This is a genomic window from Arthrobacter dokdonellae (genome assembly GCF_003268655.1).
Lineage (GTDB): Bacteria > Actinomycetota > Actinomycetes > Actinomycetales > Micrococcaceae > Specibacter > Specibacter dokdonellae.
This window is the reverse complement of record NZ_CP029642.1, coordinates 1791337-1817012: the sequence shown is the minus strand read 5'-3', so window position 1 is coordinate 1817012 and position 25676 is coordinate 1791337. Positions and strand designations below refer to the sequence as shown.

General features: G+C 63.3%; 30 protein-coding genes, 1 tRNA gene and 4 pseudogenes. 12 read left to right on the top strand and 23 right to left on the bottom strand.

Annotation, left to right across the window (positions count from 1 at the left end; genetic code table 11):
• Nucleotides 1–234: 234 nt before the first annotated feature.
• The 6 genes and pseudogenes from DMB86_RS20955 to DMB86_RS08020 form a co-directional block, all read left to right on the top strand.
• Nucleotides 235–336: pseudogene (locus tag DMB86_RS20955) on the top strand (recombinase family protein); the annotation flags it as partial.
• Between the two features lie 136 nt (nt 337–472).
• Nucleotides 473–1723 (top strand): annotated as a pseudogene (locus tag DMB86_RS08040) (IS256 family transposase).
• A gap of 12 nt (nt 1724–1735) precedes the next feature.
• A pseudogene (locus DMB86_RS08035) lies at nt 1736–2270 on the top strand (recombinase family protein).
• Between the two features lie 213 nt (nt 2271–2483).
• Nucleotides 2484–2741, top strand: a complete 258-nt coding sequence (locus tag DMB86_RS08030; protein WP_227878667.1) for a hypothetical protein — start codon at nt 2484–2486, stop codon at nt 2739–2741.
• An 83-nt stretch (nt 2742–2824) separates the two neighbouring features.
• A pseudogene (locus DMB86_RS08025) lies at nt 2825–3403 on the top strand (sodium:solute symporter family transporter); the annotation flags it as partial.
• Between the two features lie 52 nt (nt 3404–3455).
• The gene (locus DMB86_RS08020) at nt 3456–3662 is read left to right on the top strand and encodes a hypothetical protein (protein WP_113717316.1); all 207 of its coding nucleotides are present in this window, start codon (nt 3456–3458) and stop codon (nt 3660–3662) included.
• Here DMB86_RS08020 and DMB86_RS08015 read toward each other — a convergent pair.
• From DMB86_RS08015 to rpsB, 6 genes are all read right to left on the bottom strand, one after another.
• A complete protein-coding gene (locus tag DMB86_RS08015; protein WP_418202308.1) occupies nt 3659–4258 on the bottom strand; it encodes a DivIVA domain-containing protein in 600 nt (199 codons plus the stop codon). The two genes, DMB86_RS08020 and DMB86_RS08015, sit on opposite strands and share 4 nt — an antisense overlap.
• A gap of 67 nt (nt 4259–4325) precedes the next feature.
• On the bottom strand, nt 4326–5240 hold the full coding sequence (locus tag DMB86_RS08010) for a phosphatidate cytidylyltransferase (protein ID WP_227878730.1): 915 nt from the start codon (nt 5238–5240) through the stop codon (nt 4326–4328).
• 467 nt (nt 5241–5707) lie between these two features.
• Entirely contained in the window at nt 5708–6265 is a 558-nt protein-coding gene (gene frr / locus DMB86_RS08005) for a ribosome recycling factor (RefSeq protein ID WP_113717314.1), read from the bottom strand.
• 158 nt (nt 6266–6423) lie between these two features.
• Nucleotides 6424–7185: a UMP kinase gene (pyrH, locus tag DMB86_RS08000; protein WP_113717313.1), complete on the bottom strand. Its 762-nt coding sequence runs from the start codon at nt 7183–7185 to the stop codon at nt 6424–6426.
• A 273-nt stretch (nt 7186–7458) separates the two neighbouring features.
• Entirely contained in the window at nt 7459–8286 is an 828-nt protein-coding gene (gene tsf / locus DMB86_RS07995; RefSeq protein ID WP_113717312.1) for a translation elongation factor Ts, read from the bottom strand.
• A 150-nt stretch (nt 8287–8436) separates the two neighbouring features.
• The gene (gene rpsB, locus DMB86_RS07990; protein ID WP_113717311.1) at nt 8437–9300 is read right to left on the bottom strand and encodes a 30S ribosomal protein S2; all 864 of its coding nucleotides are present in this window, start codon (nt 9298–9300) and stop codon (nt 8437–8439) included.
• Between the two features lie 350 nt (nt 9301–9650).
• Here rpsB and DMB86_RS07985 point away from each other — a divergent pair, with 350 nt between their 5' ends.
• Nucleotides 9651–10277 carry a M23 family metallopeptidase gene (locus DMB86_RS07985; protein ID WP_113717310.1) on the top strand — a complete coding sequence of 209 codons (627 nt, stop codon included), beginning with the start codon at nt 9651–9653 and terminating at the stop codon, nt 10275–10277.
• Nucleotides 10278–10447: 170 nt separating this feature from the next.
• On the opposite strand, the gene DMB86_RS07980 is transcribed toward DMB86_RS07985, so the two are convergent.
• Nucleotides 10448–11644, bottom strand: a complete 1197-nt coding sequence (locus DMB86_RS07980; protein WP_113717309.1) for an acyl-CoA dehydrogenase family protein — start codon at nt 11642–11644, stop codon at nt 10448–10450.
• A 449-nt stretch (nt 11645–12093) separates the two neighbouring features.
• Here DMB86_RS07980 and DMB86_RS21620 point away from each other — a divergent pair, with 449 nt between their 5' ends.
• Both DMB86_RS21620 and DMB86_RS07970 read left to right on the top strand, forming a co-directional pair.
• Nucleotides 12094–12336 carry a helix-turn-helix domain-containing protein gene (locus DMB86_RS21620; RefSeq protein WP_113717308.1) on the top strand — a complete coding sequence of 81 codons (243 nt, stop codon included), beginning with the start codon at nt 12094–12096 and terminating at the stop codon, nt 12334–12336.
• A gap of 89 nt (nt 12337–12425) precedes the next feature.
• The gene (locus tag DMB86_RS07970; RefSeq protein WP_113717307.1) at nt 12426–12974 is read left to right on the top strand and encodes a hypothetical protein; all 549 of its coding nucleotides are present in this window, start codon (nt 12426–12428) and stop codon (nt 12972–12974) included.
• 63 nt (nt 12975–13037) lie between these two features.
• On the opposite strand, the gene DMB86_RS07965 is transcribed toward DMB86_RS07970, so the two are convergent.
• The 14 genes from DMB86_RS07965 to DMB86_RS07910 form a co-directional block, all read right to left on the bottom strand.
• Entirely contained in the window at nt 13038–16319 is a 3282-nt protein-coding gene (locus DMB86_RS07965) for a hypothetical protein (RefSeq protein WP_113717306.1), read from the bottom strand.
• Between the two features lie 215 nt (nt 16320–16534).
• Entirely contained in the window at nt 16535–16678 is a 144-nt protein-coding gene (locus tag DMB86_RS20555) for a hypothetical protein (protein WP_171814416.1), read from the bottom strand.
• The gene (locus DMB86_RS07960) at nt 16678–17457 is read right to left on the bottom strand and encodes a hypothetical protein (protein WP_113717305.1); all 780 of its coding nucleotides are present in this window, start codon (nt 17455–17457) and stop codon (nt 16678–16680) included. Before DMB86_RS07960 ends, DMB86_RS20555 begins: the two co-directional genes overlap by 1 nt.
• A gap of 11 nt (nt 17458–17468) precedes the next feature.
• The gene (locus DMB86_RS21615) at nt 17469–17639 is read right to left on the bottom strand and encodes a helix-turn-helix domain-containing protein (protein ID WP_227878728.1); all 171 of its coding nucleotides are present in this window, start codon (nt 17637–17639) and stop codon (nt 17469–17471) included.
• A 242-nt stretch (nt 17640–17881) separates the two neighbouring features.
• Complete coding sequence (locus DMB86_RS07950; RefSeq protein ID WP_113717303.1) at nt 17882–18211, bottom strand: hypothetical protein; 330 nt, start codon at nt 18209–18211, stop codon at nt 17882–17884.
• 132 nt (nt 18212–18343) lie between these two features.
• Nucleotides 18344–18898 (bottom strand): helix-turn-helix domain-containing protein, encoded by a 555-nt coding sequence (locus DMB86_RS07945; protein WP_113717302.1) that lies wholly within the window; start codon nt 18896–18898, stop codon nt 18344–18346.
• Nucleotides 18873–19106: a hypothetical protein gene (locus tag DMB86_RS07940; protein WP_113717301.1), complete on the bottom strand. Its 234-nt coding sequence runs from the start codon at nt 19104–19106 to the stop codon at nt 18873–18875. Before DMB86_RS07940 ends, DMB86_RS07945 begins: the two co-directional genes overlap by 26 nt.
• Complete coding sequence (locus tag DMB86_RS20265) at nt 19099–19284, bottom strand: hypothetical protein (RefSeq protein ID WP_129545497.1); 186 nt, start codon at nt 19282–19284, stop codon at nt 19099–19101. Before DMB86_RS20265 ends, DMB86_RS07940 begins: the two co-directional genes overlap by 8 nt.
• Nucleotides 19281–19784 carry a hypothetical protein gene (locus DMB86_RS07935; RefSeq protein WP_113717300.1) on the bottom strand — a complete coding sequence of 168 codons (504 nt, stop codon included), beginning with the start codon at nt 19782–19784 and terminating at the stop codon, nt 19281–19283. Before DMB86_RS07935 ends, DMB86_RS20265 begins: the two co-directional genes overlap by 4 nt.
• Nucleotides 19781–20632 carry a hypothetical protein gene (locus DMB86_RS20260; RefSeq protein ID WP_129545496.1) on the bottom strand — a complete coding sequence of 284 codons (852 nt, stop codon included), beginning with the start codon at nt 20630–20632 and terminating at the stop codon, nt 19781–19783. The genes DMB86_RS07935 and DMB86_RS20260 overlap by 4 nt, the downstream gene beginning before the upstream one ends.
• A 148-nt stretch (nt 20633–20780) precedes the next feature.
• Nucleotides 20781–20996, bottom strand: a complete 216-nt coding sequence (locus DMB86_RS07925) for a hypothetical protein (protein ID WP_113717298.1) — start codon at nt 20994–20996, stop codon at nt 20781–20783.
• A complete protein-coding gene (locus DMB86_RS07920; protein WP_113717297.1) occupies nt 20993–21220 on the bottom strand; it encodes a hypothetical protein in 228 nt (75 codons plus the stop codon). Before DMB86_RS07920 ends, DMB86_RS07925 begins: the two co-directional genes overlap by 4 nt.
• Nucleotides 21221–21258: 38 nt before the next feature.
• Nucleotides 21259–21579: a hypothetical protein gene (locus DMB86_RS07915; protein WP_113717296.1), complete on the bottom strand. Its 321-nt coding sequence runs from the start codon at nt 21577–21579 to the stop codon at nt 21259–21261.
• On the bottom strand, nt 21579–21800 hold the full coding sequence (locus DMB86_RS07910) for a helix-turn-helix domain-containing protein (RefSeq protein ID WP_113717295.1): 222 nt from the start codon (nt 21798–21800) through the stop codon (nt 21579–21581). The genes DMB86_RS07915 and DMB86_RS07910 overlap by 1 nt, the downstream gene beginning before the upstream one ends.
• Nucleotides 21801–21894: 94 nt before the next feature.
• Between DMB86_RS07910 and DMB86_RS07905 the strand changes: the two genes are divergently transcribed.
• From DMB86_RS07905 to DMB86_RS07895, 3 genes are read left to right on the top strand one after another with little or no spacing between them, the layout of a single operon-like run.
• Nucleotides 21895–22461, top strand: coding sequence for a helix-turn-helix domain-containing protein (locus tag DMB86_RS07905; protein WP_113717294.1), 567 nt, complete (start codon nt 21895–21897; stop codon nt 22459–22461).
• Nucleotides 22451–23731: a site-specific integrase gene (locus tag DMB86_RS07900; protein ID WP_171814415.1), complete on the top strand. Its 1281-nt coding sequence runs from the start codon at nt 22451–22453 to the stop codon at nt 23729–23731. The genes DMB86_RS07905 and DMB86_RS07900 overlap by 11 nt, the downstream gene beginning before the upstream one ends.
• Nucleotides 23728–24198, top strand: coding sequence for a hypothetical protein (locus DMB86_RS07895; protein ID WP_129545495.1), 471 nt, complete (start codon nt 23728–23730; stop codon nt 24196–24198). The genes DMB86_RS07900 and DMB86_RS07895 overlap by 4 nt, the downstream gene beginning before the upstream one ends.
• Before the next feature lie 85 nt (nt 24199–24283).
• On the opposite strand, the gene DMB86_RS07890 is transcribed toward DMB86_RS07895, so the two are convergent.
• A tRNA-Ile gene (locus tag DMB86_RS07890) sits at nt 24284–24357 on the bottom strand.
• Nucleotides 24358–24439: 82 nt separating this feature from the next.
• Nucleotides 24440–25621, bottom strand: coding sequence for a glycosyltransferase (locus DMB86_RS07885; RefSeq protein ID WP_113717291.1), 1182 nt, complete (start codon nt 25619–25621; stop codon nt 24440–24442).
• Between the last annotated feature and the right edge of the window lie 55 nt (nt 25622–25676).

The following is a 25676-nucleotide window of genomic DNA, read 5'->3' as shown; positions in this document are numbered from 1 at the left end:
GCTGCGACCGATCAGAAAAGGTTGGCGACGGCGTCGACGCGTAGCGGGCGAAGAGGGTCGTGGCGACGCTCACCAAGGTCCATGACCGGACACTTGCGGTGCCCGTAAGCCGGTCCTCCACCGGACACACCCGTCCCTGACCTGCATCGTCGCGGCTTCGGGCCACCGACTGTGTCGTAAGGGGTGTCCGATGACTTGTCCGGTGATCGGTCCCTATGTGACACACTGAACTGCATGTCTAAACTATTGGTCGGCCGTGCCCGCGTGTCCACGGAAGAGCAAGACCTCACCGCGCAGCGAGATGCCCTGGCAGCCCTTGGCATTGAGCCGGAACGGACCTAAGTTGACCAGGTAGTGCCCATTAGGGTGGTGTAACAGCCCACCTCGGGCGTGTTGCTACCGGACGTAAGGCGGCCACCGCGTGATTCTTGAAACGACCTACCAAAGTACGTTTCGAAAGAGAGCCCACGCGATGACCGCACCCCATGTTATCGATCCTGCCCGCTTCCTGTCCGAACAGCTTGAGCAGGCATCACCGGATCTGATGCGATCCATGCTGACCACCTTTATCAACGCGCTGATGAGCGCCGAGGCGGACGCTGTTTGCGGCGCCGAATACGGTGCCCGCTCCGAGACCCGGACGAACTCCCGCAACGGGTACCGCCACCGGGACTTCGACACCCGGGTCGGGACCCTGGACGTTGCCATCCCCAAGGTCCGGCAAGGGTCCTATTTCCCGGACTGGCTGCTCGAGCGACGGCGCCGCGCCGAGGCCGCGCTGACCACCGTCGTGGCGACGTGCTACCTGCTCGGGGTCTCCACCCGACGGATGGAAAAGCTCGTCGAAACCCTCGGCATCACCCGGCTGTCGAAGTCCCAGGTCTCGGTCATGGCCGCCGACCTGGACGCGCAGGTGGAGGAGTTCCGCACCCGGCCACTGGATGCGGGCCCGTACACGTTCGTCGCCGCCGACGCCCTCGTGCTCAAGGTCCGGGAGGGCGGGCGGGTGGTCAACGTCCACGCCATGGTCGCTACCGGCGTCAACGCCGACGGGCACCGCGAGGTCCTGGGCATCCAGGCCTCCTCCGCCGAGGACGGGGCCGGCTGGCTGGGCTTCTTCCGTGATCTGGCCGCCCGCGGTCTGACCGGGGTGAAGCTGGTGACCTCCGACGCGCACGCCGACCCGGTCGCGGCGATCGGGGCGACCCTGCCCGGCGCGGCCTGGCAGCGGTGCCGCACACATTACGCCGCGAACCTGATGTCCACTACGCCCAAGTCTTCCTGGCCGTGGGTGAAGACGCTGCTGCACTCGGTCTACGACCAGCCCGACGCCGCCTCCGTGCATGCCCAGTTCGACCGCGTGCTGGACGCGCTGGAAGGGAAGCTGCCCAAGGTCGCCGACCATCTGGAGGCCGCCCGGGCCGACATTCTGGCGTTCACGGCCTTCCCCAAAGGTCTGTGGCGTCAGGTGTGGTCCAATAACCCCCAAGAGCGGCTCAACCGGGAAATCCGCCGCCGCACCGACGTGGTCGGCATCTTCCCGGACCGTGCCGCGCTGATCCGCCTCGTCGGGGCCGTGCTGGCCGAGCAGCACGACGAATGGATCGAATCCCGCCGCTAACTCGGACTCGACCTCATCCAACAATCCCAAGCCGTCGGCACCGCGCCGGCGACAGAGACAGAACAGGAGGACTCCCACCCTGATCTGGCGCTCAGCGCCTAACCAAAATCAAGAATCACGCGGCAAAGGCGTTACACCACGTCAATGGACTTGACCGTTGACCATGGCTTTACCTGCAAGAACATGAATCGCACCGGACTTCGCGAAGCCCTCGCCGCATGCCGTGCCGGAGATACCTTCGTCGTTACCAAACTCGACCGCCTGGCCCGGTCCGTCCGGGACGCCCACGAGATAGCCGACGACCTCGCCAGCCGTCGAATTAAACTCGGCATCGGCGGCCCCGTCCATGACCCTGCCGACCCCATGGGGAAACTGCTGTTCAACGTCCTAGCGATGATCGCCGAGTTTGGAGCCGACCTCATCAGCATGCGCACCCGCGACGGCATGAAAGTCGCCAAGGCCAACGGCCGACTCCGGGGAAAGCAGCCAAAATTCACCGTGAAACAGGAAGCACACCTCCTCGAACTGCACGACGACGGCAATACACACCATGGCCGAAATGGCAGAACTATTCTCCATCAGCCGATCCACCATCTACCGGGCCGTTGAACGCGGACAACGCAAGAAACCCGGCATAATCACTCCGTGACCTCTTCCCGTCACCACCGAACGATGACGTGCGGCTCTCATTCGTTGCCCGACACTGCGACAGCTTTGCATCGGGCATTTCGCTTTTTCGCAAGCCCTATCCACGCCAGGATCGACACCGGGATGTCGTTAGCGTGCATTTCCGTACCGATCAGATCCCGGCTCCCTGCATTTCCCCCGGCCCGCCCCTCCCGTGCCAGGCAGGGTGCGCGTCGTGGCACCGCGCCGCCAGGCACGTTCCGTCCGGGCCGCCACCAGCGTTTCGCAGGAGGTCGCCGAGCAGTCAGCGGTGGGCGAGGTCATGGTGCGGTCGCTGATCCGTTCCCAGCTGCGGCTGGCGCAGGTGGTCAGCGGCGGCTTTGTGGCGGCACTGCTGATCTGCTGGATGGCCGTGCGGTGGGTTCCGGCCTTCGCGGAATGGCGGATCCTGGGCATTCCGGCCGCGTGGCTCATGCTCTGCGCGGGCGTCTAGCCAATCATTGGCCCCTGTGCGTGGCTGTACGTGCGCGCGGCAACCCGCAACGAGGACAGGTACTGCGATCTGGTGGAGGGCAAGTGAGCCCGGCCACCGGCTATGCGGCAGTCGTCTCCGTGTCCATCATCACCGCCCTGATCGGCTTTTACGGGCGGCGGTTCTCACGGACCACCAGCGATTTCTACGTGGCCTCGCGGACGGTGCCGCCCTGGTGGAATGCCTCCGCCATGGGCGGGGAGTGCCTCTCGGCGGCCAGCGTCCTGGGCATTGCCGGGCTGATCATTGTGTCTGGGATCGACGCCTTGTGGTTCCCCATCGGCTACACCGCCGGCTACCTCATGCTGCTGTTCTTCGTGGCCGCGCCCCTGCGCCGCTCCGGCGCCTACACCATCCCCTACTTCGTTGAGGCGCGCCACGACTCGACCGCCGCGCGCCACGTGACGAGCGTGCTGGTGGTGGTGCTGGGCTGGTTATACATAGTCCCGCAGCTGCACGGCGCCGCGTTGACCATTCGCACCACCACGGGCCTGCCGTCGTGGGTGGGGGCCGGGGCCGTCGTCGTGATTGTCTGCCTGACGGTGGTCACCGGAGGCATGCGCTCCATCACGTTTGTCAAGGCGTTCCAGTACCGGCTCAAGCTGACGGCGCTGGCCGTGCCCGCCGGGACGGAATTCTTCCCGCCGGCCGGGCCGCCGAGCGGCGCAGGCCTCGATGCTGTTGGGCGCACAGGTGGGGCTCGAGTCGCCGTGGCGCGGCATCCTGACACAGCCTGCGGCGTGGACGGTCCCGGCCGCCTTTGCCGTGATGGTGGCGGTGTCGCTGGCAACACCGGGGCGGCAGAATCCCGGGACTGCGCGGTTCATGTCAAAGCTGCACGTGCCCGAACGTCTGCACGCCGTGCCGGGACAGGTCCGCTAGGCGTCCGAGGCGATGTCGATGGCGGCCATCAGCTCCACCACCCGGTCCAGAAACGCATCCACCTGGCTTTCCTCGTAGCCGTCGGCGCCCTTGGCGGGGGCGAAGACGGCCCGGCGGACCACGTCCACGCTCAGCTCGCCGTTGTCCTCGATGTAGGTGAGGAGCTCGCGGCACAGCAGGTCGACGTCGTCGGTGTTATAGCTTTGGACACGCTTGCGGGTGGGCCGGCGGAACCGCTCGCCGTCGGGGCGGTGCAGGCGGCCGCGCAGCAGCGAGGCGGACTTGCCGATCTTCAACATCCAGGCCTTCTCGCCCTCCGCCTTGATCAGCAGCTCCTTCTCGCGCAGGACAAATTCGTCCTCGATCCGGTCCATGGCCGCGTCGACGGCCTGGGCGTTGTAGCCGCCCCGGGCAGGGTCAAACGACGCCGTGCGGACGTCGTGGCTGGTGATGGCCAGGCCGTTGGTGTCGGCATTGAGGAAGTAGGACCGGGCACGGTCCAGGAACACGTCGACCTGCTTGACGTTGTACCCGATTTCCTTGGGGCCAACCAGCTTGAACTTGGAGTTGGTGCGGGACTTCTCTTCCACGGTCACATTCATTCCTCGGGGGTGGAGCTTGCTTGGACGGGAACCGGCGCCGGATGCGCCTGGAGGGCGCGCATCAGATCCGGCCTAGAACGCTAAAGGTGGCATAGGCGACGGGCGCGGCGAACAGGATGGAGTCCAGCCTGTCCATCACGCCCCCATGCCCGGGCAGCAGGTTGCTCATGTCCTTCACGCCAAGCTCGCGCTTGACCATGGACTCGGCAAAGTCGCCGCCAGTGCCTGCGAAGACCATACCAACGGCCAGCACAAATCCCACCCACCAGTGCACGTCCAGAAACAGCACTGTCGCCGGAATGGCCACCAGCATGGCACCGCCCATGGACCCGGCGAAGCCCTCCCATGACTTTTTGGGACTGATTTTTGGCGCCATGGGATGCTTGCCGAACAACACGCCAACCAGGTAACCAAAGGTGTCGTTGGCAACCACCAGCAGGAGCATGATGACCACCTCGATCATCCCTGGGTTCATGGCGGAAAAGTCGAGGGTGAGCCCGGTCGTGGGCGGACGGACCCCCTGCATCATGAGCAGGACAAAGCTGAGCAGGAAGGGGATCCACATCAGGACGAAAACGCCGGCCAGGACGCTCTTCACGGCGCCCGGCTCACCATCCAACGACCGCCACAGCAACGTGGCCGCGGCACTGGCCACCAAGGCAAAGAGCAGGCCTTCGGAGCCCGCAAAATAGGCCGACGCCGGCATGGCCAGCGTGCCGACCATGACGGGTGTCAGTGGAAGCTTGATGCCGCGGGTGCCGATTGCGCGGGACACCTCCCACACGCCGACCGCCACGAACGCGGTGGCGACCACCACGAACCCGAGCGGGAAAAACAGGAGGCTGCCCAGGACCAACACCAGCAGCGTGACCCCCACACCGATGGCCGCCGGCAGGTCGCGGCCTGCCCTGGGTGTGCGCTGCGGTTTGGGAGCCGCCGCGAACACGGGAACGGGTGCGATGGGTCCGGGCGGCACCGGTACTGCCGGCAGGCCCGTCACCGACGCGGCGCTCACCGGCGGCCTAACGGCGTCGTCATTCCGAGACGCCCTGGACCGCCTGGCACCGTTGGCGGGAGCAGCCTGGCCGGGAACAGAACTGGCAGGTGAGCGCCGGCGCCTTGCCGGTGCATCGTTTGCAGCAGGTTCCCCGGCAGCGCTGTCCGATGGAGCCTTCCCCGCGGCGTTCTTTACAGGCGCGGCCTTCGCAGGCTCCGGTTTTCCGGGCGACGCCTTCGCAGGCACGGCGTTTGCCTGCGCCTTCTTTGCGGGCTCTGGCTTTCCGGGCGCAGCGGCGGGTGCCACGCCCTTCATTTCGGCAATGCGGCGCGCTTTGCGCGTGGGAAACTGGTGGACGTCCAGGTCCGGCGAGGGACTTGGTCCCGCAGTCGGTGCGGCAGGCTCCTCCCCTGGAGAACCGGCCGGCGCAGGCTTAGGGTCCGTCATTAGACCTCGAGAAGCTCGAATTCCTTGCGCTTGAGCAGCTCGTCGATGTTGTCGGTGTGTGCCTTCGTGAGGGCGTCAAGTTCCTTTTCGGCGCGCGAGCCCTCGTCTTCACCGGCGTCGCCGTCCTTGACGAGCTTATCCAGCGTCTCCTTGGCCTTGCGCCGGATGTTGCGGACCGAGACCTTCGCTTCCTCGCCCTTGGTGCGCACCAGCTTCACGTATTCGCGGCGGCGCTCCTGGGTCAGCTCGGGCATGACCACGCGGATCACGTTGCCGTCGTTGGAGGGGTTGGCGCCGACCTCCGACGAGCTCAGCGCCCGCTCAATCTCGTGCAGGACACTCTTGTCAAAGGGCGTGATGAGCAGCGTGCGTGCTTCCGGGACCGCGAAGGAAGCGAGCTGCTGCAGCGGGGTCGGCGCGCCGTAGTACTCCACCAGGACCTTGTTGAAGAGCGCGGGATTGGCGCGGCCGGTGCGGACAGCGGAGAAGTCCTCTTTGGCAACCTCAATGGCCTTGTCCATCTTTTCCTCGGCCTCGAGCAAAGTTTCTTCGATCACGTCTGTCTCCCTCAACTTAGATAAAAATCGTTACTCGTCCGCGGTCTGGGCGCGGCAATCCTGCAACCATCCTACCGTGAGCCGGCACGCATCCGGGCCCAGGTACAGACCCCCTCCGCGACGCCGCCGGCGCTTCCCGGGTCGCGGCAGGCAGGCTGCTAGGGCGTGACCAGTGTGCCCAGTTCCTCGCCCAGGATGGCCCGGGCGACGTTGCCTTCGCCTTCCATGCCGAACACAAGCATGGTGACGTTGTTGTCCCTGCACAGGCTGAAGGCGGTCTGGTCCATGACGCGGATGTCGCGGGCCATGGCCTCGTCGTAGCTGAGGTGGTCCAGCTTAATCGCGGCGGGGTCCTTTTTGGGGTCCGCCGTGTAGACGCCGTCGACTCCGTTCTTGGCCATCAGGACCACGTCCGCGTGGACCTCAAGGGCGCGCTGGGCGGCGACGGTGTCGGTGGAGAAGTACGGAAGCCCCGCGCCTGCCCCGAAGATGACCACGCGGCTCTTTTCCATGTGCCGGATGGCGCGCCGGGGAATGTACGCTTCGGCGACCTGGCCCATCGTGATGGCGCTCTGGACGCGGGTGTCCACGCCGGCCTGCTCCAGGAAGTCCTGCAGGGCCAAGCAGTTCATGACAGTGCCGAGCATTCCCATGTAGTCGGCGCGGGAGCGGTCCATGCCGGAGGCGGAGAGTTCGGCGCCCCGGAAGAAGTTGCCGCCCCCCACCACGATGGCGACCTCCACGCGATCCACGGTGCTGGCGATCTGCTTGGCAATGTCGCGGATGGTGTCCGGGTCGACGCCGAGCTTGCCTGCGCCGAAGACTTCACCGGAGAGCTTCAACAGCACACGGCGCCGCTTCGGGGTCCCGGACGGGTTGTGGGCGATGTCCTGCGTGGGGCCTGGGGTGTTCGTTGTCATTTTGCCTTCCGTGGGAACCGGCCGTACGTAGGTTGGGCCAACGTTCCACAATGCAGTTATGTCAGTACAGCCATGTTCAATGCGCCTTGCCGGGCAGCGCCGCTCCCAGGCAGCGCCCCTGTCACAGTGTCAGCGGCACCGCAAAGTGCGACGGCCCGCCCGGGCGCCTCTAAGATCCTAACCGACTCCGGGCATAAAGAAGGGGCAGCTGCCCCAGGCGGCTGCCCCTTCGCGTGTCACATCAGCGGATGCGGCACGTCAATGCATGTTGCGTTACGCTCCAACGCGGAAGCGGGCGAACGCGGTTGCCTTCACGCCAGCCTCGTTCAGGACGGCGCCGACGGACTTCTTGGCGTCCTTGGCGAAGGCTTGGTCGACCAGGACGATTTCCTTGAAGAAGCCGGTCAGGCGGCCTTCAACGATCTTCGTCATGGCGGCCTCGGGCTTGCCCTCGGCCTGCGCGGTCTCGGTGGCGATGCGGCGCTCGTTCTCGACGGTCTCCGCGGAAACTTCCTCGCGGGACAGGAACGTCGGGGACATGGCCGCGATGTGCACCGCCACGTCGTGGGCGACTTCCTGGTTGGCGCCGTCGATGGCGAACAGCACGCCAACCTGGGCCGGGAGGTCCTTGGAGGTCTTGTGCAGGTAGGCGTCAACGGTGGCACCCTGAACGCGTGCGACACGGCGGATGGCAACCTTCTCGCCCAGCAGCGCGCCAGCCTCAATGACCAGCTCGGACAGGGGCTTGCCGTCGACATCCGCGGCGAGCAGGGACTCGACGTCGGAGGCGCCGGAAGCCAGAGCCGTTTCCAGCACCTTGTTGGAGAACTCGATGAACGGGGCAGCCTTGGCAACGAAGTCGGTCTCGCAGTTGACTTCAACCATGACGCCGACGCCGTTCTCAACCTTGGCGGCAACCAGGCCTTCAGCGGTGGAGCGGCCTTCACGCTTGGTGGCGCCCTTGAGGCCCTTGATGCGGATGAGCTCCATGGCCTTCTCGGCGTCGCCGTTGGCCTCGTCGAGAGCCTTCTTGACGTCCATCATGCCAGCGCCCGTGCGCTCGCGCAGTGCCTTAATGTCAGCGGCGGTGTAGTTCGCCATATGAACCCCTCAGTGTAGATATTTGTGTTTTTGTCACGTGCTTCACGGAACGCTGGCAGGACCGCCCCGCCACTGGGGCGGTGCGATCCTGCCAGCGTCTAAGCTCTTCCATGCCGGCATCGCTTGCAGACGCGTGCCGACGGGCAGGATTTACTTTTCGGTTGCAGCTTCTGCGGCAGCGGGAGCGTCTTCGGCGGGGGCTGCTTCCGCGGCCGGAGCGGCCTCGGCGGCAGGGGCTTCGGTTGCCTTGTCGCCTTCGAGGAGCTCGCGCTCCCACTCGGCCAGCGGCTCCGCAGGAGCTTCCTGGTTGCCCGTGGCCTTGGCGTTGCGGGCGATCAGGCCCTCGGCGACGGCGTCGGCGATCACGCGGGTCAGCAGGTTCACGGAGCGGATGGCGTCGTCGTTGCCCGGGATCGGGAAGTCGACGTCGTCCGGGTTGCAGTTGGAGTCCAGGATGGCAACAACCGGGATGTTCAGCTTGTGTGCCTCGTCGATGGCGAGGTGTTCCTTCGGGGTGTCGACAACCCAGAGCAGGGACGGGGCCTTGCCCAAGTTGCGGATGCCGCCGAGGTTGGTCTGCAGCTTGGTCAGCTCACGCTTGAGGAGCAGGAGCTCCTTCTTGGTGTGGCCGGAGGAGGCTACGTCGTCGAAGTTGATCTCCTCGAGTTCCTTCATGCGCGAGATGCGCTTGGAAACCGTCTGGAAGTTGGTGAGCATGCCACCCAACCAGCGCTGGTTCACGTAGGGCTGGCCCACGCGGGTGGCCTGCTCCGCAATGGCTTCCTGCGCCTGCTTCTTGGTGCCGACGAACAGGACCGTGCCGCCATGGGCAACGGTGGCCTTGACGAACTCGTAGGCGCGGTCGATGAAGGACAGCGACTGCTGGAGGTCGATGATGTAGATGCCGTTGCGCTCCGTGAGGATGAATCGCTTCATCTTCGGGTTCCAACGGCGGGTCTGGTGTCCAAAGTGGACGCCGCTGTCAAGCAGCTGGCGCATGGTTACGACGGGCATGCCGGCGCTCCTTCTTGTTTTATTTACGGTTCTTTAGCTTTTCAACCTGCGGCGGAGGATTCCGCCGTGGTCTTGCTCCTGGCACCCTATTGCGCGTCCATGTCCCGCCGCGAGGCGGACCGTATGGGCGCAATCCATCGGCAGGACCCAGGTTTCCCGTGGGCACCTCGTCAGGGTGGGGTGCGCGTAGTCAGCGCGCAAAAGAGCGCGCTGCTCCCACCATGCTACTACAGGGCCGCCGGGGGCCCGACCACTGGCGTGCCCTCCACAGGCGGGCTTCGGCACGGCGTTGTCCCCCTTCCCTCGAGGAGTTGCAGCGGTGACGCCGCGAGGAGGGCAAGCTGGGAGGCATGAACGCCCTCCCTCGATTCCGGCCGCGGCGGGCGGCCCAGACAGCGGCACGGCTGGCGGCACTGCTCGCGCTTTTGGCAGCGTCCACGGGCGGTGCCGCGGGTACGCAGGCCCCGGACACGGTAGCCGCCGTCGTGGTCGCCCCACGCACGCCTTCCCCAGGTACGACGGCGGCCCGCCCCCTCCCGGCGGCTCTCGCGTGGGGCTGGCCGCTGCCGGGGAAGCCGCGGGTGGCCCACGCCTTTGACCCGCCGGACAAACCGTGGTTGGCGGGCCACCGCGGCGTGGACCTGCTGGCCGGCCAGGGCTCCCCCGTCCTCGCGCCCACGGCCGCGGTGGTGTCTTTTTCCGGCGTCGTGGTGGACCGGCCGGTCCTTACCGTTGCCACGGCGGACGGTCTCAAGCTCAGCTTCGAACCCGTCGACTCCCCGCTGCAAATCGGCGACTCCGTTGCACGCGGCGCGCAGCTGGGGACGCTGGCCGGGCCCACACACTGCGACGGCGGCCCGCCGGGCGAGGACAGCTGCCTGCATTGGGGCGTGCGGCGCGGCGAAACGTATCTGAACCCGCTGCAGTTCATCCTCGACCTGCGCCCGTCAGTGCTGTTGCCGGTGGCCGGCGATTGACCCCACCCCGTTGACGTTCGAGATCACCACGCCCCGCCCCGTTGACGTTCGAGATCACCACGTCCCAGTGGAGGTGCTGGGGTGGTGATCTCGAACGTCAATGTTCGGATCGGTGGTGATCTCGAATGTCAACAGGTCTGGACAGGTGCGCGGCCTTCGGTGTCCGGCCCTTAGACGATCGCGGAGATGCCGGTGATGGCGCGGCCGGTGACGAGAGTGTTGATCTCGTAGGTGCCTTCATAGGAGTAAATGGCCTCGGCGTCGGCGAAGATCTTGGCCATCTCGTAGTCGGTCACAATGCCGTTGCCGCCGAAGATGCTCCGACCCATGACCACGGTCTCACGCATGCGGGCGGTGGTGAAAGCCTTCGCGAGGGCGGATTGTTCATCCTTGGCCAGGCCCTGGTCCTCAAGCTGGGCCAGGCGCACCATCATCCCGGTGCAAGCCACGATGTTGCCCAGCATCTTCACGAGTTGGTCCTGCACGAGCTGGAAAGAGGCGATGGGACGGCCAAACTGCTGGCGTTCCACGGCGTAGCGCCGCGCTGCGTCGAACGCCGCCATCTGCTGCCCGACGGCCTGCCACGCGACGGACAGCCGCGTGACCTTCAGGACCTTGTTGGTGTCGCGGAAGCTGTTGCCCCCGGCCAGCTTGAACGAGTCCGGGACCACCACGTTCTCCAACGTGATGTCGGCATTCTGCACCGTGCGCAGGGCCGTCTTGTTTTCAATTTTCGTGGCAGTGTATCCCGCCAGCGAAGTGTCCACCATAAAGGCCTTGACCTGGTTGTCGGCCAGGTCGCGGGCGTAGATGACCACCCAGTCGGAAAAGGTGGCGTTGCCGATCCAGCGCTTGGCGCCGTTGAGAATCCAGTTGCCGCCGTCGCGCACGGCGGTGGTGCGGGTACCGCCGGCCACGTCGGAACCGCCCAGCGGCTCCGTGAGGCCAAAAGCGCCAATCTTCTTCAGCGAGTAGATGTCCGGCAGCCAGGCCGCCTTTTGTTCCTCGGACGCCAACAGCTCAATGGCGCCGGTGAAGAGCCCGTCGTGAACGCCCATAAACGTGGCGATGGAGGCATCCGCCCGGGTGAATTCCGCGTGGACAATCCCGGCAAAGACATTGGAGTGGCCCTGCCGGCGGACGGGACTCATCAGGTTCGCCTTGGCGAGCTTGGGGATCAGTTCCATGGGGAACTCGCCACGGTTCCAGCAATCGACGGCAATTGGCTTGATTTCCTTGGCCAGGAAATCACGGATCTCCTGCAGGCGCTCGCGTTCGGCGGCGGAGAGGAGCTGCTCGAAGCCATAAAAGTCACCGTCGGCGTAGGGGAGGTTGTTCAGGTCAACAGCGGCGTTGGGCACGGTCATTCCTTTGCTGGCAGCGTGATGGAGGCGGGGCACCGGCGAAGCTCCGCCATTGTTACTCATGAGTAACTTATCGTATGGGCGCAAGTCAGGCAACACTTCCGGCCGTGGACCTCGACAGGCTCGATCACCGGACGGGCCGTGGACCGGTTCGATCACCGGACGCAAAAAATCCCCGGAACCGTCATGGTTCCGGGGATTGGTAGGGCCACTCGGACTTGAACCGAGGACCTTAGGATTATCAAACCGTCTCTTGACGTGGTTTCTCTTGGGCGCGTTTCGCCCCGGAATGACGCGGAATATCGGGGTTTGGCGGGGTTGATTCCTTGACGTGGAATGAAGCCGATTCGTTTGTTTTCGTTGGGTAAACGTTGGGTAAACGACGGGATTTACCTTCCTGCGCCATCGCGGCGGCGGTAGGCTCGATCAACACCGAGGGCGGAGGGACGCCGATGGAACTAAAGACCTATACCGTCAAGGAACTTGCGGCGGCTCTCGGCGTTTCCGACGCTACGGTGTACCGGCGGAAAAGCGCATGGCCACACCTACGAGTCGGAGGTGACATCCGTTTCACGGAAGCCCAAGTCGCCGAGATCGTCGACATGCTTACCGTTCGCCCAATCGAGCCACCTTCCGAACCGCCGCGTAAGCGATACGGGATCATGGCCAGTCGCGGTCCAAGGCCTAGCCGCTAATGGACGACGTCAACCTCATGGAACAAGGGCCTTTTAATTGTCGGCGCCTGGGGCTAGGCTCCAGACACCACCAACAAATAGGAACCATCATGAGCATGCACCTCATCGCCCGCACTGCCGTCGCCCTCGCTGCGGCGTCCGTCCTGCTGGCCCTGACAGGCTGTAGCGGCCCCTCTCAGGCCGCCGCGCCGGCTCCCACGGCAACGAGTAAGCCCACCACCTACTACGGCGAGGCGGCGTCTGCCGTAGCGGCCTCGGTGTCTGGTTGCACCAACGTGACTGCACTTGATGTGGCGCAAGGGCCAGTCTCCGGGCTTACATCCTTAGCGTCGTGCGTCTTGGACGGTCGAACAGTCACGTTCTATGGCTGGACTGATCCATCTAAAGGCGGCTCGATTGCGGAGACGCTGGCAGCAAATGCGGACGCCGAAGTTTGGTATGCAAACGGGGACGGCTGGACGGCCATTGTCCAGTACGATAATCAGCTCATGTACCAGTTAACAAATCAGGCGGACAAGCTGCTAGCGGACGGGTTCGCTGGCGCAACAAGGGCGCCAGCCGATATTCCGGGTGAAAAGTCGGCGGCTGAAAAGGTAGTCGCCGCGTTGGGCGGCAACGTTGCCCACTACAAGCCTTAGGTCGGAGCCGCCCAAGCCGTTGTGAAGGCGTTGGGCGGCTCAGTGGTTCAGTCCAAGTAGCGGCTATCGGGCCGGGCGGCGTCCGGCGTCGTTGTTAGCCGCCTGGAAACCGCCATCTACAGCATTCACCGCGATCTGGACCATATCGCCGCGCATTTCCTTCCCGTCAATGTAGACGTGAACGATTGGGGCGCCGGAACTGTTCGGCGGCAGCTTGCCGGTGTCGTTCATGTACTTCAACGCCGGCGCACCAATGGACTCAGCCGAAGACCGGCGGATCACGGACTCGCCCGGCGTCAACCATGCCGCGACCGTATCCGTCCCGATAGGCCCGTTAGAATGCCCACCATTAGCGAGGTACTGTGCCGGACCAACCGGGCCACCACCCGCACGGTAAATAGGGCCACCACCGGAACGCGTCACACCACCCGAGCCACCCTGACCGGTAGAGATGTGATTCTCGGAGTAGATCGAGTTGATGCGGTTCGTTATCGTCGTACCGCGCATGTTGAGGATGTACGACTGCAACGCACGGGCGTCCGCCATGGCCTGATTCGTGTCCACTTCAAGTTTGGTCGGCTTCACTTTCAGGTTGCTCACGTCGTAGAGCTTGTCAATGTACGCCTGAATGGAGGGCGTGAGTTCACCCTGGGCGCGTAGTGCGTTCTCCATCGCAACCTTTGACGCCGCGTAGGCTTGCGTCCCTGCTGCGGTCTTCCCGGTCGCCGTAGCGACGGCCTGGGCTTCCTGCTGGTCTGCCTGGACCTTGCGCTGTATGGCCTGCTGGTTCGCTATGGCTGCGTCCGTGTTGCCGGTAATGACGGTCCCGTTTTTTGCCATGGACGCGGTGACTGCGTTGGTTGCCGAGGCTGAGGCTGTCTGTGCCGTTGCGAGGGACAAGTTGCCGTTGTTGAGCAACTGCAAGGCACCGTTCAACAATCCCGCCGCGTCATTTTGCAGCTGCATGGACAGGGTTTGCGCGTCCGTCTGGGCTTTCGCCTGAGCGGCTGCGGCGGCTCCTGCCGTGTACTGGGAAGCGGTGACCCCGTAGGCGTTCGCCACACCATCTAGCGCCATTGACTGCTGGTCTGAGGCGGCTGAGATGTTCTTAGACGCTGCGACGGCTTTCTGGATCTGCTGGTTGTTCACGTCCAAGGCACCGTTGACGGTCGCCATGGCACCGACTAGGCCATCCTGCGCCGTAGTCGTGTCCGTGGTCGCCCCAACGTAACCGCTGGTCGCCTCTGACGCGGCCTGAATCTGAGCTTGCGCGGTTGCCATCTTCGCCGCCACCTGGTCATGCGCACCGGCAACGCCAAGCAGGTCATCGGTGAGCAGCTTCTGGGAGATGCCCAGCTTCAACGCTGCGTCATACGCTCCCGCGTCCTGCAACGCTTTCGCGGCGGTTGCGCGGACGTTCACGCCTAGGGCGTCGTTGTCCTCTTTCAGGGCTTGCGTGTAGTCCGTTACGGCGGCTGTGGCCTGTCCTTGGGACGCGGCGGCGGTCGCCCCTGCAATGGTGATTCCGGCCAACGCTGCAAGCAGGATACCAATCACTGGAACGGCGAGGTCTGCGGCAATGGCAGTCATGTTGAGCGCAGCGGCAATGTCGCGGATGATGGGCGCAATGGCGTTGCTTGCCACGAACCGCAGCGCAAGCCCGAGGGATGTTGCGGTGGTGACGAGTCCGGCCAGGATAGGCAGCGGCAGGTTGTTGGCGATGTCAACGAAGCTGTTGAGGAATCCGAGGATGACGGGGCCGAGGGGTGCGAACGCGGTAAGCAGGTGGCCGGCGGTCGTTACGAGTCCCTCGATGAGGGTCATCACACTTGGGAGGTTGGCGACGGCGTAGTTCACAAACGACGTGAACCCGTTGGTCGTGGGCATTCCTGAGAGCCAGCCAACGAACGCGGACAGTTCCGCTGTTCCGGCGTTGATCAGCGGGTTCATGGCCTGTAGACCGTTCAGCACGCCGGTTAGCGCGGTGCCGCCCATTTGCCCGAGTGATGCGGACGCATTCCCGATTAGCTGCGTGAGGAACGGCATCCGCTGGTTGACGTCACCAACGACGGATTCGAAAGATCCCAACATGCGAACGGCGGCGGTTTGGGCGAGCTGGTCAAGGTCGCCTTTCAACACGCCCAGGCCGACCCCGTATTCCTGCCCGGTGACGGTTCCCTGCGCCATGGCATTCTTGATGCCCACGACGGCGAGGACGCCAGCGCCCGCCATAACACCGAACGCGGCACCCAAACCAATAGCGGCGGCGCCAATGGGGGCTGCGGCTGCGAGTATTGCCGGGGACAGGGCGATCAGGGTTTGAATGCCCGTGACGCGTTGCTTGTTCGCGGTGACGTTACCGTTGGTGCTATTGGTGTCGTCTTCCGTCGCCTTCTCAACTTGCCGCGTCGCGGCTGCCACGGCGTTCTGCGCCGAAAGCTTCCGCTGAATCGTCGACGTCGAATCCTTGTTGACCGCGTCGAGGTTAGCTTCCGCGATCTGCAAAGACCGCTTCGCCGAGGAGAGCTTGTCCGTTGCGAACGTATCGCTTACAGAGCTGTCCGTAACGCCGTTTCGGGCGTCGATCTGCTTCTTCAGGGCAGAGTTGTTCCAGATGATCTGGTCGGCTTCGTTCTTCTCAGCCGCCGCAGCGTGCTTACGCTGGATCGCCTCGTCAATGAGGGCGTTGGACGCCTGCCCACGGGTGACGAGTTCGGCCTGTTCCTTGGCGCGCAGTTCATCCGTAGCGGCCGACTCCGCTTTGATAGCGGTAACGCTGCCCTTGCGGGCCTCATCCATACCAGCCTGGGCATAGTACACGGCGGCGCGGGCCTGATTGCTCGCGTTGATGATGCGCTTATATTCTTCCTCGGCGGCGTCAAGCTCCGCCTTGGACCGCTGATTGATGGGCATCGCAACGGCATGGGAGGCCGCGCCGCTTGACCCGTCGTGCGTGCTGATCGATCTGGAATACGCGGCCCGCATAGCGTTGATGCGGGCCGTCGCAGCGGCACGGTCCTTATCCGCCCGTGTCTGCGCTTCAATCGCGGCGGTCAGGTTCCGTTCGGCAACGGTGACAGCCGTAATTTCCGAGAGCGCCGCCCCAACATTCGCGTCAACCTTGACCTCGGGGTGCAGGGCGCCTAGCTCGTGCGCGTCAGCGCCCACCAGTGACATTTGAGACAGGGCGGCGGCAACGTTCGCGTCAACCTTGACGGTGGGGTTCAGGGCGCCAATCTCGGCGGCGTCGGCCTTGATTTCTGCAACGCTGACGTCCCACTTGCGCATGTTGACGTCAAGCTCTGCGGTGATCGAGCCAACAACAGTTGGGCCGTTGTCTGTCATGAGTGGATTCCTTAAGTGAGTGAGGGAGCCGAGACGGCGCGCCGATTAGTGGCGTGTCGTGCCCGGTTCCCTCCTGGGGAATCCGTAAGGTCTTGCCTGATCCAGTGGCGGCTCCTGGCCTGCCTGCTGGGGGTTTGACGTAGCGGGGCTATGTAATTTCGGGGTTGTTCGTTTGCGTCGGACTGGCGTTTAGGCCCCGTCCGGTCAGGTCGCCTTTACGGCGCGGCCTTGGGTGTGCGGCCTAACAGGGTGTCAAGGTGGCCGCGTTCCTGGGCTTCGATGATCTGTTCCGGTGTCATGAGTTTCAGCCCTGCCTCATCTACTTGTGCGAGGGCTTGCATTTCGGCTGCGGTTGCCATTACTCGGGCCACGCTTCGGCCGCGCCTACGAGGCGCACTCCCAAGTGGGATACTTCCTCGGCAGTGAAGGGCCTGTCACGCTGCACGATGGCGCCGTTGGCTCCCTTGTATATGTATTCCGCGATGGCGCGGTGGTCGGGTTCGTCGATCTTGCGGAGCTTGGCAACCCGGGCGGCGACGGTTTCCGCGTCGAACCGGATGGGGCTGTCGTGTGATCCCAGATAGTTGGGGACGTGTTCAATGGCAAAGACGGTGCCTTCGGTCCTGATTGACAAAGTGCCGCGCCCGAGGGAAACGCGGCCGTCGTTTTCCTTGGGGACGGGTCGCCCGTCATCCTGGGCGATGCCCAGGGCTTCGGCTCGGCGGTGCCATGAGGCGACTGTCGCGTTGCGTTCCTCCACGACGGCCTGGAATTCTTCCCGTGCGTCATAGATTGCCTGGTAGAGGTTGGCGAGGCGCTGCCCGTCTTTGCTGGCGTAGTCGGTCATCTCGTCGTGGAGGATCTGGCAGTCCCGCAACCGTGCGGCTTCCTTCGCCGCGTCTGCCTTGCGACGCGTGGCGGCTGCCCGGAGTCGGGCGAATCGTCCAAGAGATTCCTGGGCTACGATCTGGTCCGGGGTGACCGTGTCGTCGCCGTTAATGACTTTCTCTTCAAGTTCCGCAACAAGGTCCTGGGCTTCCTTCGCTGCGGCGTCGGCGGCGTCGACGTCGGCGTCTGTCACTTCTGGGCGTGTTGCCGGGGGAACGGTCTTCGGTTCCCTGTCAGTGGTGCGGGCCATGGGGCCACCTTTCAAAAACGGTATGTGTCAAGGTCTTCTGTTTCGGAGATTAGCCAGTGTTGGCCGATCTTCTGAGCGGGGAGCTTGCCCTGCTCGCACAGCCGCCGAACCTGGCGTTCGGAACAGTGGAGCAGGGCAGCTATTTCTCGTGGTGTCAGCAATCCCTTTACTGATACTTCCATTGTCCCAGAAGTGCTATAATCGCGTCCGCGTGCGGACATCTCGCTATCTTTTATCGCGGCAACGTTCAAGGCGTGCAGCACGTCGACTATCTGGGAGGACAGCCGGCCCCCTGCGTTAGCGTGGTGGGCTTCCTTTAGTCCCAGCACCAACAGGCGCACCACAGCATCCGCAACAGCGGCAGGAACCACCACGGCGCCGTCAGGGCGAATCAGGTTCGCAGCCTCGGGCGGAACATCCCGCCTCAAAGACGGTTCCCAGCGTTCGGCCAAAACCACTGGGTGGCGTCGGCGGGGTTTTCCCACTCAGGCCACCAGCCGGGCCGGTAGGCCTGGAAAATGTCCGCTGGGGTATTGAACCCGCCTTCAAGGTGAAGACTTCCGTGTGCGATCATCTGTGACGTGTCACCGTCAACAAGAACGGTTATGTGCCCGCCTTCACCAAAAACGGGAATCCCGTAGGCCCGGAACGCAATCATGCAGTCGTCCGGGCCGGCATCGGGAAGGCCTACACTTGCGCCGTCCTCAATGGGGCCGAACGCTTCAAGCAAATATTGCGGCTCTTCAGCGGTCATAATTTGCGCTCCTGATAATTGATGGTTCTAGGGTTGGATGTGTTGCATTCGGTGGTTGCTTGCTTGTAATTCCGGGGTTTCTTGGCAGTCTTTCGGGCGCTGTCGTTGCCTTCTTGCGGCCCAATCCAACGTTTACCCAACGTTTTGCCCGTCGCCGCCGTCGTTTTCGGCGGCTTCCCGCAACCGTTTGAGAAGTGAATCCCGGGCCTGGGCGATGGTGAGATCACGCTCTGCCTGCTTCAACATGGCTTGCGCAATGCACCGGGCATTCTCCACACGGTGCGGCATGGCACGCTCAGCGGCCCGTACAGCCCTTTGCGCGTCCCTGGCGTACGATTCCGCCTTGGACAGGCTGATAGGCGGTCTGGCGGGCGACTGGCGGCGGTGTGAGTCACGTAGCGAGTCCCCGGCCAGCTTGCACAAATTCCAAAACTCGATCCGGGGATGATCCGGGGCGTACACGGCGGCGAGGTCCCGCAAGCTGTCTTTCGTGGGCCGGTGCGTGCCACGCTCCAACTTCGAGATGGCACCCGGCGAGATACCGGCCAACGTGCCCGCCTGCTCCTGGGTCATCCCGGCGCGGCGCCGCAACCATGCAAGCCGCTCCCCCACGCCGGCACGCAACCGTTCACGCTCGAGGGTCCCAACGGTTCCCCTGTCGTCAGCGGCGCTGTTTGGCTTTGCCATGGTGGTTTCCTTTCGTGGTGCGGTCGGCGGCGGAGCAAGCGCGCTCCCCTGTCGGGTCTCTGTAGCTGATGCGCCTGTGCGTGTCAGTCTCCGGGATGACCGGCGTCTTGTGTTTGCCCTCGGCGGCAAGCGCCCGAGCCCTCCAATAAACCATCTGGAATTTGAAGTAGTCCCGCTGTTCGGCCAGGGACGGTTCAGTGTCAGTCATCGGCTTGTCCTGGTCCTGACGCGTGCGTGTCTTGTACGGGAACGCGCTTGTGCCATGCGGCCGTCCGTGTTGGGCATTCGTCTTGGTGTTGGATGCGGATGCTGTAGACGGTGCCGTTGTCGTAGCGGTTGATTTGGCGGGTGGCTTGGCAGTGGGGGCAGTGGATTTTCTTGGTCATGGTTGGGCTTCTTCGAGGGTGTCGGGGTCTGCTGCTGCGATGGCTCGCTGGCCTTGTTGCTGCTGAATTTCCCACAGGCCCCTTGCGCGTCCTTGCCGGAATGCTTCCAGCGTTGCGGCGGGGTCTAGGTCGCCGGGTGTGATGAGGTGCTGGAACATTGGGTCGGATGGGTTGGATGGGTCGGTCCCGTCCTTGGCGCTGTAGTAGCCCATGAGTTGTGCGCCTTGTAGGCGGCTTTTCTCGGCTGCGGTGAGGAACTGTTGCCCGGTAGTGGCTTTCGGGCTTTGTGGGTGCCAGTGGGGGCCGTCCATGAAGATGATTCCGGGGGTTCGCTTCGTGCTGTCGTTGGCGACGGTTACGGCGGCGGTGCTGAGTTCCGGGAAGGGGTGTTCGTTTCGGTGTTCCCAGAGCAGGGTGAGGATGGATGTGGTCACCCATTCGGGGCGTAGTTGGTGGAGTAGTTCAGCGAGTGCTCGGGCTTGGGGTTCGGTGATGGTCACGAGGCTGCACGCTCCTGGGTGGTGTGGTGGCCGGCGAGTTGGGCGGCGTGGATGATGCGGTCGCGTAGTGGTGCGTTGGTGCCGAGTGTTTGGCGTGCTTTGTCCATGTAGTGTTCGCTGCGGTCTGGGCCGAGGTTGCCGAGGTATTGGCGGGCTTTGTCGTAGCTCGATGAATCGTCATCTTGTGCAAGCAATGATGGTTCGTGCGCGGTTGGTGACGAGACAGCGCGACGGGAGCGGCTTGTAAGTTGGCTTGGTTGATTGCTTGCTTCAACTTGGGAGTTAAGAGCTTGTAAGTATGGAGGAACTTTTTGTTCTAGAACTTGGGGGGTTTCTGGAACTTTTTGTTCTTCACCCGAGAGGAGTTCTGGAACTTTTTGTTCTAGACCATCTGGAACTTTTTGTTCTAGAACCTCGGGGCCGTTACATGACTTATCCACAGGCTGGGTAACCGCTTGGAGACGTTCCATGTCGATTTCATGTTGAGCGTTGCGCTTGCTCGGGATGGCTCGCTCCACCACTCTGAGGATGCCAAGGTCTATAAGTTCCTTGACAGCCCGATTCCATAGGCGGAGCGCCACTGCTGGCGTTTTGTCCTGTCCTAATGCTTCGAGTGCTGCCGCCTGGGCGTTCCCGAAGAATCGCAGCGGCTTGGCAGGGCCACCGTCGCGGTCTTTCGCCGCCTTCGGGACGCCGCGCCGGTCGTAGCTCGTCCATGCCATATGGGTAAGGACCTTGTACTGATTCCCGGTCAGGCTCCCGGCGTACTTGTGGACCTGCTGGGCGTTATCTGATCCCATATCGGCCTGCACTTTCGCGGGCTGACCGGGCAGTGGGTAGTTCAACATGGGGCGTGGCTCCCGTGTCCTGTCGGCCTCGTGTCGGTGGCGGGTTGAGCCTGTGCGGGGTCCTTTGGCGGTATCTGTTGGGCCGGGGGTACCGGGCAGGCGCTCATCTCTGCCCGGTAGTCGGTGGGTGTGTCGGGCGGGTGGTCGGTCATGCATCCCCGCTGATGGGTTCGGAGTCCAGCACGGCGGCAATGGCGACCATGTCGTCATCCGCTGCCAGCATGGTGCGGGCGTACTTCTTCGCTTCCTCGGGACGGTCCCCGAGGGCTGCGAGCGCGGCCAGACGGGCGTTCACGTTGCGCCGGTTCAGTGCCCGTTCCCAATCCGCGTAAGACGCGTTCGCGGGCTGCTCCTGGGTGGTCATGACTTCCTGCCTGCCGGCACCCGTGTAGCCGTCATCAGGAGCGCTTGATACTGGGCCTCGGTGAACCTGATTTCAGTACCGAACCGCAAGTGTTCCCACTGCTTCAAGTTCCGGTAAACCTCGGTCTTGGTGATGCGGAGTGCTGCGGCAACGTCCAGGACCGTGTAGGCACGCTCCGGGGTGGCAACGGCGGGGGAAATAATGGTGCTGGTAGACTGGGACATAACGATCTCCTTGTGATTTGTCTGTTGCGGGTGGTTGGTTAGGCGGTCTCGGTGATGGTGTCACCGGGGCCGCTGCTGTTTTTTCGGGTGCAGGCGGGTGAGCCGACCCAAACGCGGGTTATTCCGCCGCGCCGTGTCGGCCTGTTCGTGATGTGGAACCCGGCCTGCTGGATGATGCCGCGCCGTGCGGCCGTCTTGAAGACCGAACCCCACTGCTGAACACTGGGCGGGTCAGCCACACCCTGGCGCTGCTGTAGCTGGTAGGCGTCAAATGTCCGGCCCGTGCGCGCCTCGGCTTCAATGGCCTGGATGGCTTCATCCGCCCAAGCGAGGTTTTCAAGTACTGCGGGCTGGACCATTAGGCGCTCTTCGGCTCTAGGTTGGACTCTTCCCAAGCCAGGATGTCCTCCATGCGGTAGAACACCCGCTTGCCCAACTTCATGCTGCGGGGGCCTTTGTGCTGCATGCGCCACACGTAGACGGTCTGGACGGGGATTCCGTAACGGGCGGCGAGCTGCTGCACAGTATGCAGTTCACCGCCAAACCCGATCTCTTGCTTTGAAACTGCGGGCTGGGACATAGCGGCCTCTCTTAATTCTTCGGTATCTGATACTCAATTATGCAGTATCGAAAGACTAGGTGTCAATAACCGAGATTTTCGGTAGGATGAGCGTATGAGCAAACCGAACCCAGACCAGAACGTAGGGGCCTTCATCCAAAGACGACGTGGCGAACTCAGGGTGAGCCAGGGGGAGCTGGCGGCGGAAGTGCAAGGGCGCGGCCTGAACTGGTCGCAAGGCACCTTGTCTCGTGTCGAACTCGGGGAACGTCCAGTGCGGCTGACCGAGGCCCTCATCCTGGCCGACGCCTTGTCAGTTCCGCCCGAGCTTCTTTTGATGGCAACTGACGCGGTTGTGGATGTATCAGACGAGAGTCTTCAAAACTTCCTTTGGATGGGATTATCCGACTTGAACGCGATGCAAGCGACGTTGTTGGCACTGGGGGAGGCTCTGGACGTCTCTAAACGCCGTTGGGCCGAGGCGTCTGTGCGGATGGCCGAAATTGCAGGACGTTGGAAGCAATCAATCGATGCCCCCGACGACGTCGATAAGACTGAGGCCGTTGAACGGTTTGCACAGCAGCCGTATACGACCTTTGATCGTGGAGAGGATGACTTCGAGAGTGGCGCGTTCGATGCGCCGGCTACAAGCTCCCAGACTGGCCGGGGGAATGATGCCTAGGCCGCCGCTCCCCATTGGGTCGTGGGGGAAGATCACCCGTTACGGCATCGTGGAGCAGGACGGGAAAACACGGCACCTGGACGTCAGGAACCACGGCGGCAAGTTCTACCGCGTCAAGGACAAGGACCACGAACACCCGCTGCACGTCGCCGGCTGGGTTGCCAAGGCCCGCGTCCGTGACCTGGATGGCGTGACCCGGCTTGCGGAGCGTGGCGGGCAGAGTCCAGCCAAGGCCGAACGCAACCTAATCCAGCACCTGACGGAACGCACCGTGCCCGTCATGGATGACCTGAAACCCAACAGCCGGATAAGCCTGCTCTGGGAAATGTTTGAGGCTCACCTGATAAACGAGAACAAGGCCAGCGCGACCCTGACCCGCTATCGCTATGCGTCCGGGTACATCCTCAAAGGCCTCGGCAACGTCCGCATTCAGGAAGCAACCACACAACGCCTTGACGGCTTCATACAGGCCCTCAAAACGAACACGGGGGAATCTGTAGCCAAGTCCGCCCGCGTGGTCCTGTCCGGCATGTTCGGGCTTGCCGTCCGGTATGGGGCGGCAGACCGTAACCCGATCCGGGACGTGGGCACCATCAAGATGGAATCGAAACCGGCCCGGGCGTTGAGTGTCGACCAACTCAACGGCATATTCGACGCGATACGCCACTCCCCCGAAGTGTTGAACCCGAAAAACAAGATCACGCCAGAGCAGACAGTCAGCGAGTATTGCACGGCGGCGGACCTTACCGACGTCGTCACCATGTTTGCCGCTACCGGGTGCCGTATCTCCGAAGTACTGGGCGTTCGGTGGTCAGATATTGACCTGAACGGGAAGACGGTAGCGATCAACGGCAAGGTGAACCGGATACCGGGCGCCGGGATGATCCGGGAAGACCTGACCAAGACCAAGGCCGGCCAACGACTCCTGCCGCTGCCCAACTTTGCCGTGTCCATGCTCATGCGTCGGCAGGTAGAGGCGTTCGGGAACGTTCACGACGTCGTGTTCCCGTCCACCACCGGGAACCTGCGCGACCCGTCCGGGGTTAGCAAGCAGTGGCGTAAGGTCCGTACAGCCCTTGGAATGGACTGGGTGACCTCTCACACGTTCCGCAAGACGGTAGCGACTGTGCTGGACGGTGAGGGCATGTCAGCACGTATCGGGGCGGACCAGCTCGGGCACGCCCAAATTTCCATGACCCAGGACGTCTACATGGGGCGCGGCGTGGTCCATACCGAGGTTGCCGCCGCACTGGACAGGATCATTAGATGAATCTAAAAGACTGGGTTACAGTCGTCGCAAGTTTGGTGATTGGTTTAGGTTCAGCGTTTCTCACCAACCTATATTCCAGTCGTCGGGCTGCTAAAGAACGGGAAGCAGAGGACCGTAAAACGGCCCGCGAACGATCCCACGAAATGAACAGGTCGCTCCGCAACTACCAGCGAGTCCTAGATGACGTGGCGACGGACTGGGAGACCTACAACATCTACGGGACCAAGTCCACCATAAAGCAGTCTTACGATGACTACATTGAACTGCCCAGGGCAGAGGCCTACCACTACTTCCACCTATTCTCTGTTGAAGATCAAAGACTTTTGAAGTGGCCTATCCTGCACGGGGAATTCTCCGATAGCCCTCCCCATGACCCAATGTTGCCGGTTGAGCGTTTGACCCAAGCCGCCAAGATCCTCAGCCGGTATCTGTCGTCTCCGGCGTCGACCAGCCTGACCGTCGATTGATTTGAATTCGTTGGGTAAACGTTGGATTGGGGTGTTAAACCAATCGCAGGTCAGGGGCTAATGTGCCTCTGACCTGCGCTTATAGTAGGGCCACTCGGACTTGAACCGAGGACCTTAGGATTATGAGTCCCGCGCTCTAACCAGCTGAGCTATGGCCCCCTGCGGCGCGCCCCCCCTGCCGGCATACCTGCGGCATCTCCTGCCTGGGAAAAGCACTCCTGCAATAGTAATGCGTCCTGCACTAAATTGCGTGATCCTCGTAGCTGCCGCCACGGTAGATGTCCTCGAAGGTGTCCAGCGTCTTCGCCAGGCCGTGGCGGGCCACCATGTCGTGGCTCGCGGCGCCCATGGCTTCGCGGTCCTCCGGCGAGAGTCGCATGATCGTGGTGATCTTCTCCGCCAGGTCGTCGCTGTCGTTGGGCCGGAAAAGATAGCCGTTGACGCCGTTCTCCACGAGGTGCGGCAGCGCCATGGCGTCGGCCAGCACCACGGGCGTGGAGGCGCTCATGGCCTCAAGGGTCACGAGCGACTGCAGTTCGGCCGTTCCCGGCATGACGAACAGGTCCGCCAACAGGTAGATTTGACGCAGTTCCGCGTCGCTGATCAGCCCGGTAAACGCGACACGGGAGGACAGCCCCAGCCTTTCCGCCTGGGCCTTCAACGCCGCCTTGACCTCGCCGCCGCCAACCACCACCAGGTGCAGGTCGAGGTCCGCCGGGGTTTTGGCAACCGCGTCAATGAGCACGTCGATGTGCTTTTCCTCCGCCAGCCGGCCCACAAAGGCCACAGTCGGGTATGGGTTGCGCTCCAGGGGTTCCCCGGGCGCCAGCTCATAGTTGCCGGCCTCGATCCCGTTCGAGAGGGGCAGCACTTTTCGCAGGAACGCGTGTTGGTGCATGGCCTTGGCGGCAAGCGGCGTGGGCGTGGTGACGACGTCGGCCTGGCTCATGACCTTGCCCATGTCACGCCAGGACACCCGGCCCACAATGTTCTTGAACCATTGCGGGAACGGCAGGAAGGGGTTGAGGTTTTCCGGCATGAAGTGGTTGGTGGCCACAATGCGGATCCCGCGGCGCTTGGCCTCGTACAACACATGCTCGCCGATCATGTAATGGCTTTGCACGTGCACCACGTCAGGCTTGATGACATCGAACAGCGCCGTGATGTCCTTCTTGATCTCCCACGGCAGGCAGACCCGGAAGTACTCATGAGTGGGGACGGGACGGGAGCGCAGGCGGTGCACGGTGGCTTCCGGGCGCTTTTCGGTGTACATCGGGCCGCCGTCCGGACGGAAGGTCATGACGTGGACGTCATGGCCGCGTGCCGTCATGCCGGAGGCCAGCCTGAAGCAGAACTGCGCGGCGCCGTTGATGTGCGGCGGGTACGTGTCGGCGGCAATCAAGATGGTCAGCGGCCTGTGCATGCTGTCCTCAGGGGTGGATGTCACGGATAATACTCCTGGTGGATTGGTCGGCCGC

Bases quoted from the DNA above. Each gene is read 5' to 3' on its own strand.
- DMB86_RS07945 (WP_113717302.1), bottom strand. From the start codon at position 18,898: ATGGCAAAGCCAAACAGCGCCGCTGACGACAGGGGAACCGTTGGGACC.
- DMB86_RS08020 (WP_113717316.1), top strand. From the start codon at position 3,456: ATGCTGTTGGGCGCACAGGTGGGGCTCGAGTCGCCGTGGCGCGGCATC.
- DMB86_RS07960 (WP_113717305.1), bottom strand. From the start codon at position 17,457: ATGGCCCGCACCACTGACAGGGAACCGAAGACCGTTCCCCCGGCAACA.
- DMB86_RS07965 (WP_113717306.1), bottom strand. From the start codon at position 16,319: ATGACAGACAACGGCCCAACTGTTGTTGGCTCGATCACCGCAGAGCTT.
- DMB86_RS07915 (WP_113717296.1), bottom strand. From the start codon at position 21,579: ATGGTCCAGCCCGCAGTACTTGAAAACCTCGCTTGGGCGGATGAAGCC.
- tsf (WP_113717312.1), bottom strand. From the start codon at position 8,286: ATGGCGAACTACACCGCCGCTGACATTAAGGCACTGCGCGAGCGCACG.
- DMB86_RS21620 (WP_113717308.1), top strand. From the start codon at position 12,094: ATGGAACTAAAGACCTATACCGTCAAGGAACTTGCGGCGGCTCTCGGC.
- DMB86_RS21615 (WP_227878728.1), bottom strand. From the start codon at position 17,639: ATGGAAGTATCAGTAAAGGGATTGCTGACACCACGAGAAATAGCTGCC.
- DMB86_RS07970 (WP_113717307.1), top strand. From the start codon at position 12,426: ATGAGCATGCACCTCATCGCCCGCACTGCCGTCGCCCTCGCTGCGGCG.
- rpsB (WP_113717311.1), bottom strand. From the start codon at position 9,300: ATGCCCGTCGTAACCATGCGCCAGCTGCTTGACAGCGGCGTCCACTTT.
- DMB86_RS20265 (WP_129545497.1), bottom strand. From the start codon at position 19,284: ATGACCAAGAAAATCCACTGCCCCCACTGCCAAGCCACCCGCCAAATC.
- DMB86_RS07925 (WP_113717298.1), bottom strand. From the start codon at position 20,996: ATGACCACCCAGGAGCAGCCCGCGAACGCGTCTTACGCGGATTGGGAA.
- DMB86_RS07940 (WP_113717301.1), bottom strand. From the start codon at position 19,106: ATGACTGACACTGAACCGTCCCTGGCCGAACAGCGGGACTACTTCAAA.
- DMB86_RS07985 (WP_113717310.1), top strand. From the start codon at position 9,651: ATGAACGCCCTCCCTCGATTCCGGCCGCGGCGGGCGGCCCAGACAGCG.
- DMB86_RS07885 (WP_113717291.1), bottom strand. From the start codon at position 25,621: ATGCACAGGCCGCTGACCATCTTGATTGCCGCCGACACGTACCCGCCG.
- DMB86_RS07910 (WP_113717295.1), bottom strand. From the start codon at position 21,800: ATGTCCCAGCCCGCAGTTTCAAAGCAAGAGATCGGGTTTGGCGGTGAA.
- DMB86_RS07920 (WP_113717297.1), bottom strand. From the start codon at position 21,220: ATGTCCCAGTCTACCAGCACCATTATTTCCCCCGCCGTTGCCACCCCG.
- DMB86_RS07980 (WP_113717309.1), bottom strand. From the start codon at position 11,644: ATGACCGTGCCCAACGCCGCTGTTGACCTGAACAACCTCCCCTACGCC.
- DMB86_RS07900 (WP_171814415.1), top strand. From the start codon at position 22,451: ATGATGCCTAGGCCGCCGCTCCCCATTGGGTCGTGGGGGAAGATCACC.
- DMB86_RS07950 (WP_113717303.1), bottom strand. From the start codon at position 18,211: ATGACCGCTGAAGAGCCGCAATATTTGCTTGAAGCGTTCGGCCCCATT.
- DMB86_RS07905 (WP_113717294.1), top strand. From the start codon at position 21,895: ATGAGCAAACCGAACCCAGACCAGAACGTAGGGGCCTTCATCCAAAGA.
- DMB86_RS20555 (WP_171814416.1), bottom strand. From the start codon at position 16,678: ATGGCAACCGCAGCCGAAATGCAAGCCCTCGCACAAGTAGATGAGGCA.
- DMB86_RS07895 (WP_129545495.1), top strand. From the start codon at position 23,728: ATGAATCTAAAAGACTGGGTTACAGTCGTCGCAAGTTTGGTGATTGGT.
- DMB86_RS20260 (WP_129545496.1), bottom strand. From the start codon at position 20,632: ATGTTGAACTACCCACTGCCCGGTCAGCCCGCGAAAGTGCAGGCCGAT.
- pyrH (WP_113717313.1), bottom strand. From the start codon at position 7,185: ATGACAACGAACACCCCAGGCCCCACGCAGGACATCGCCCACAACCCG.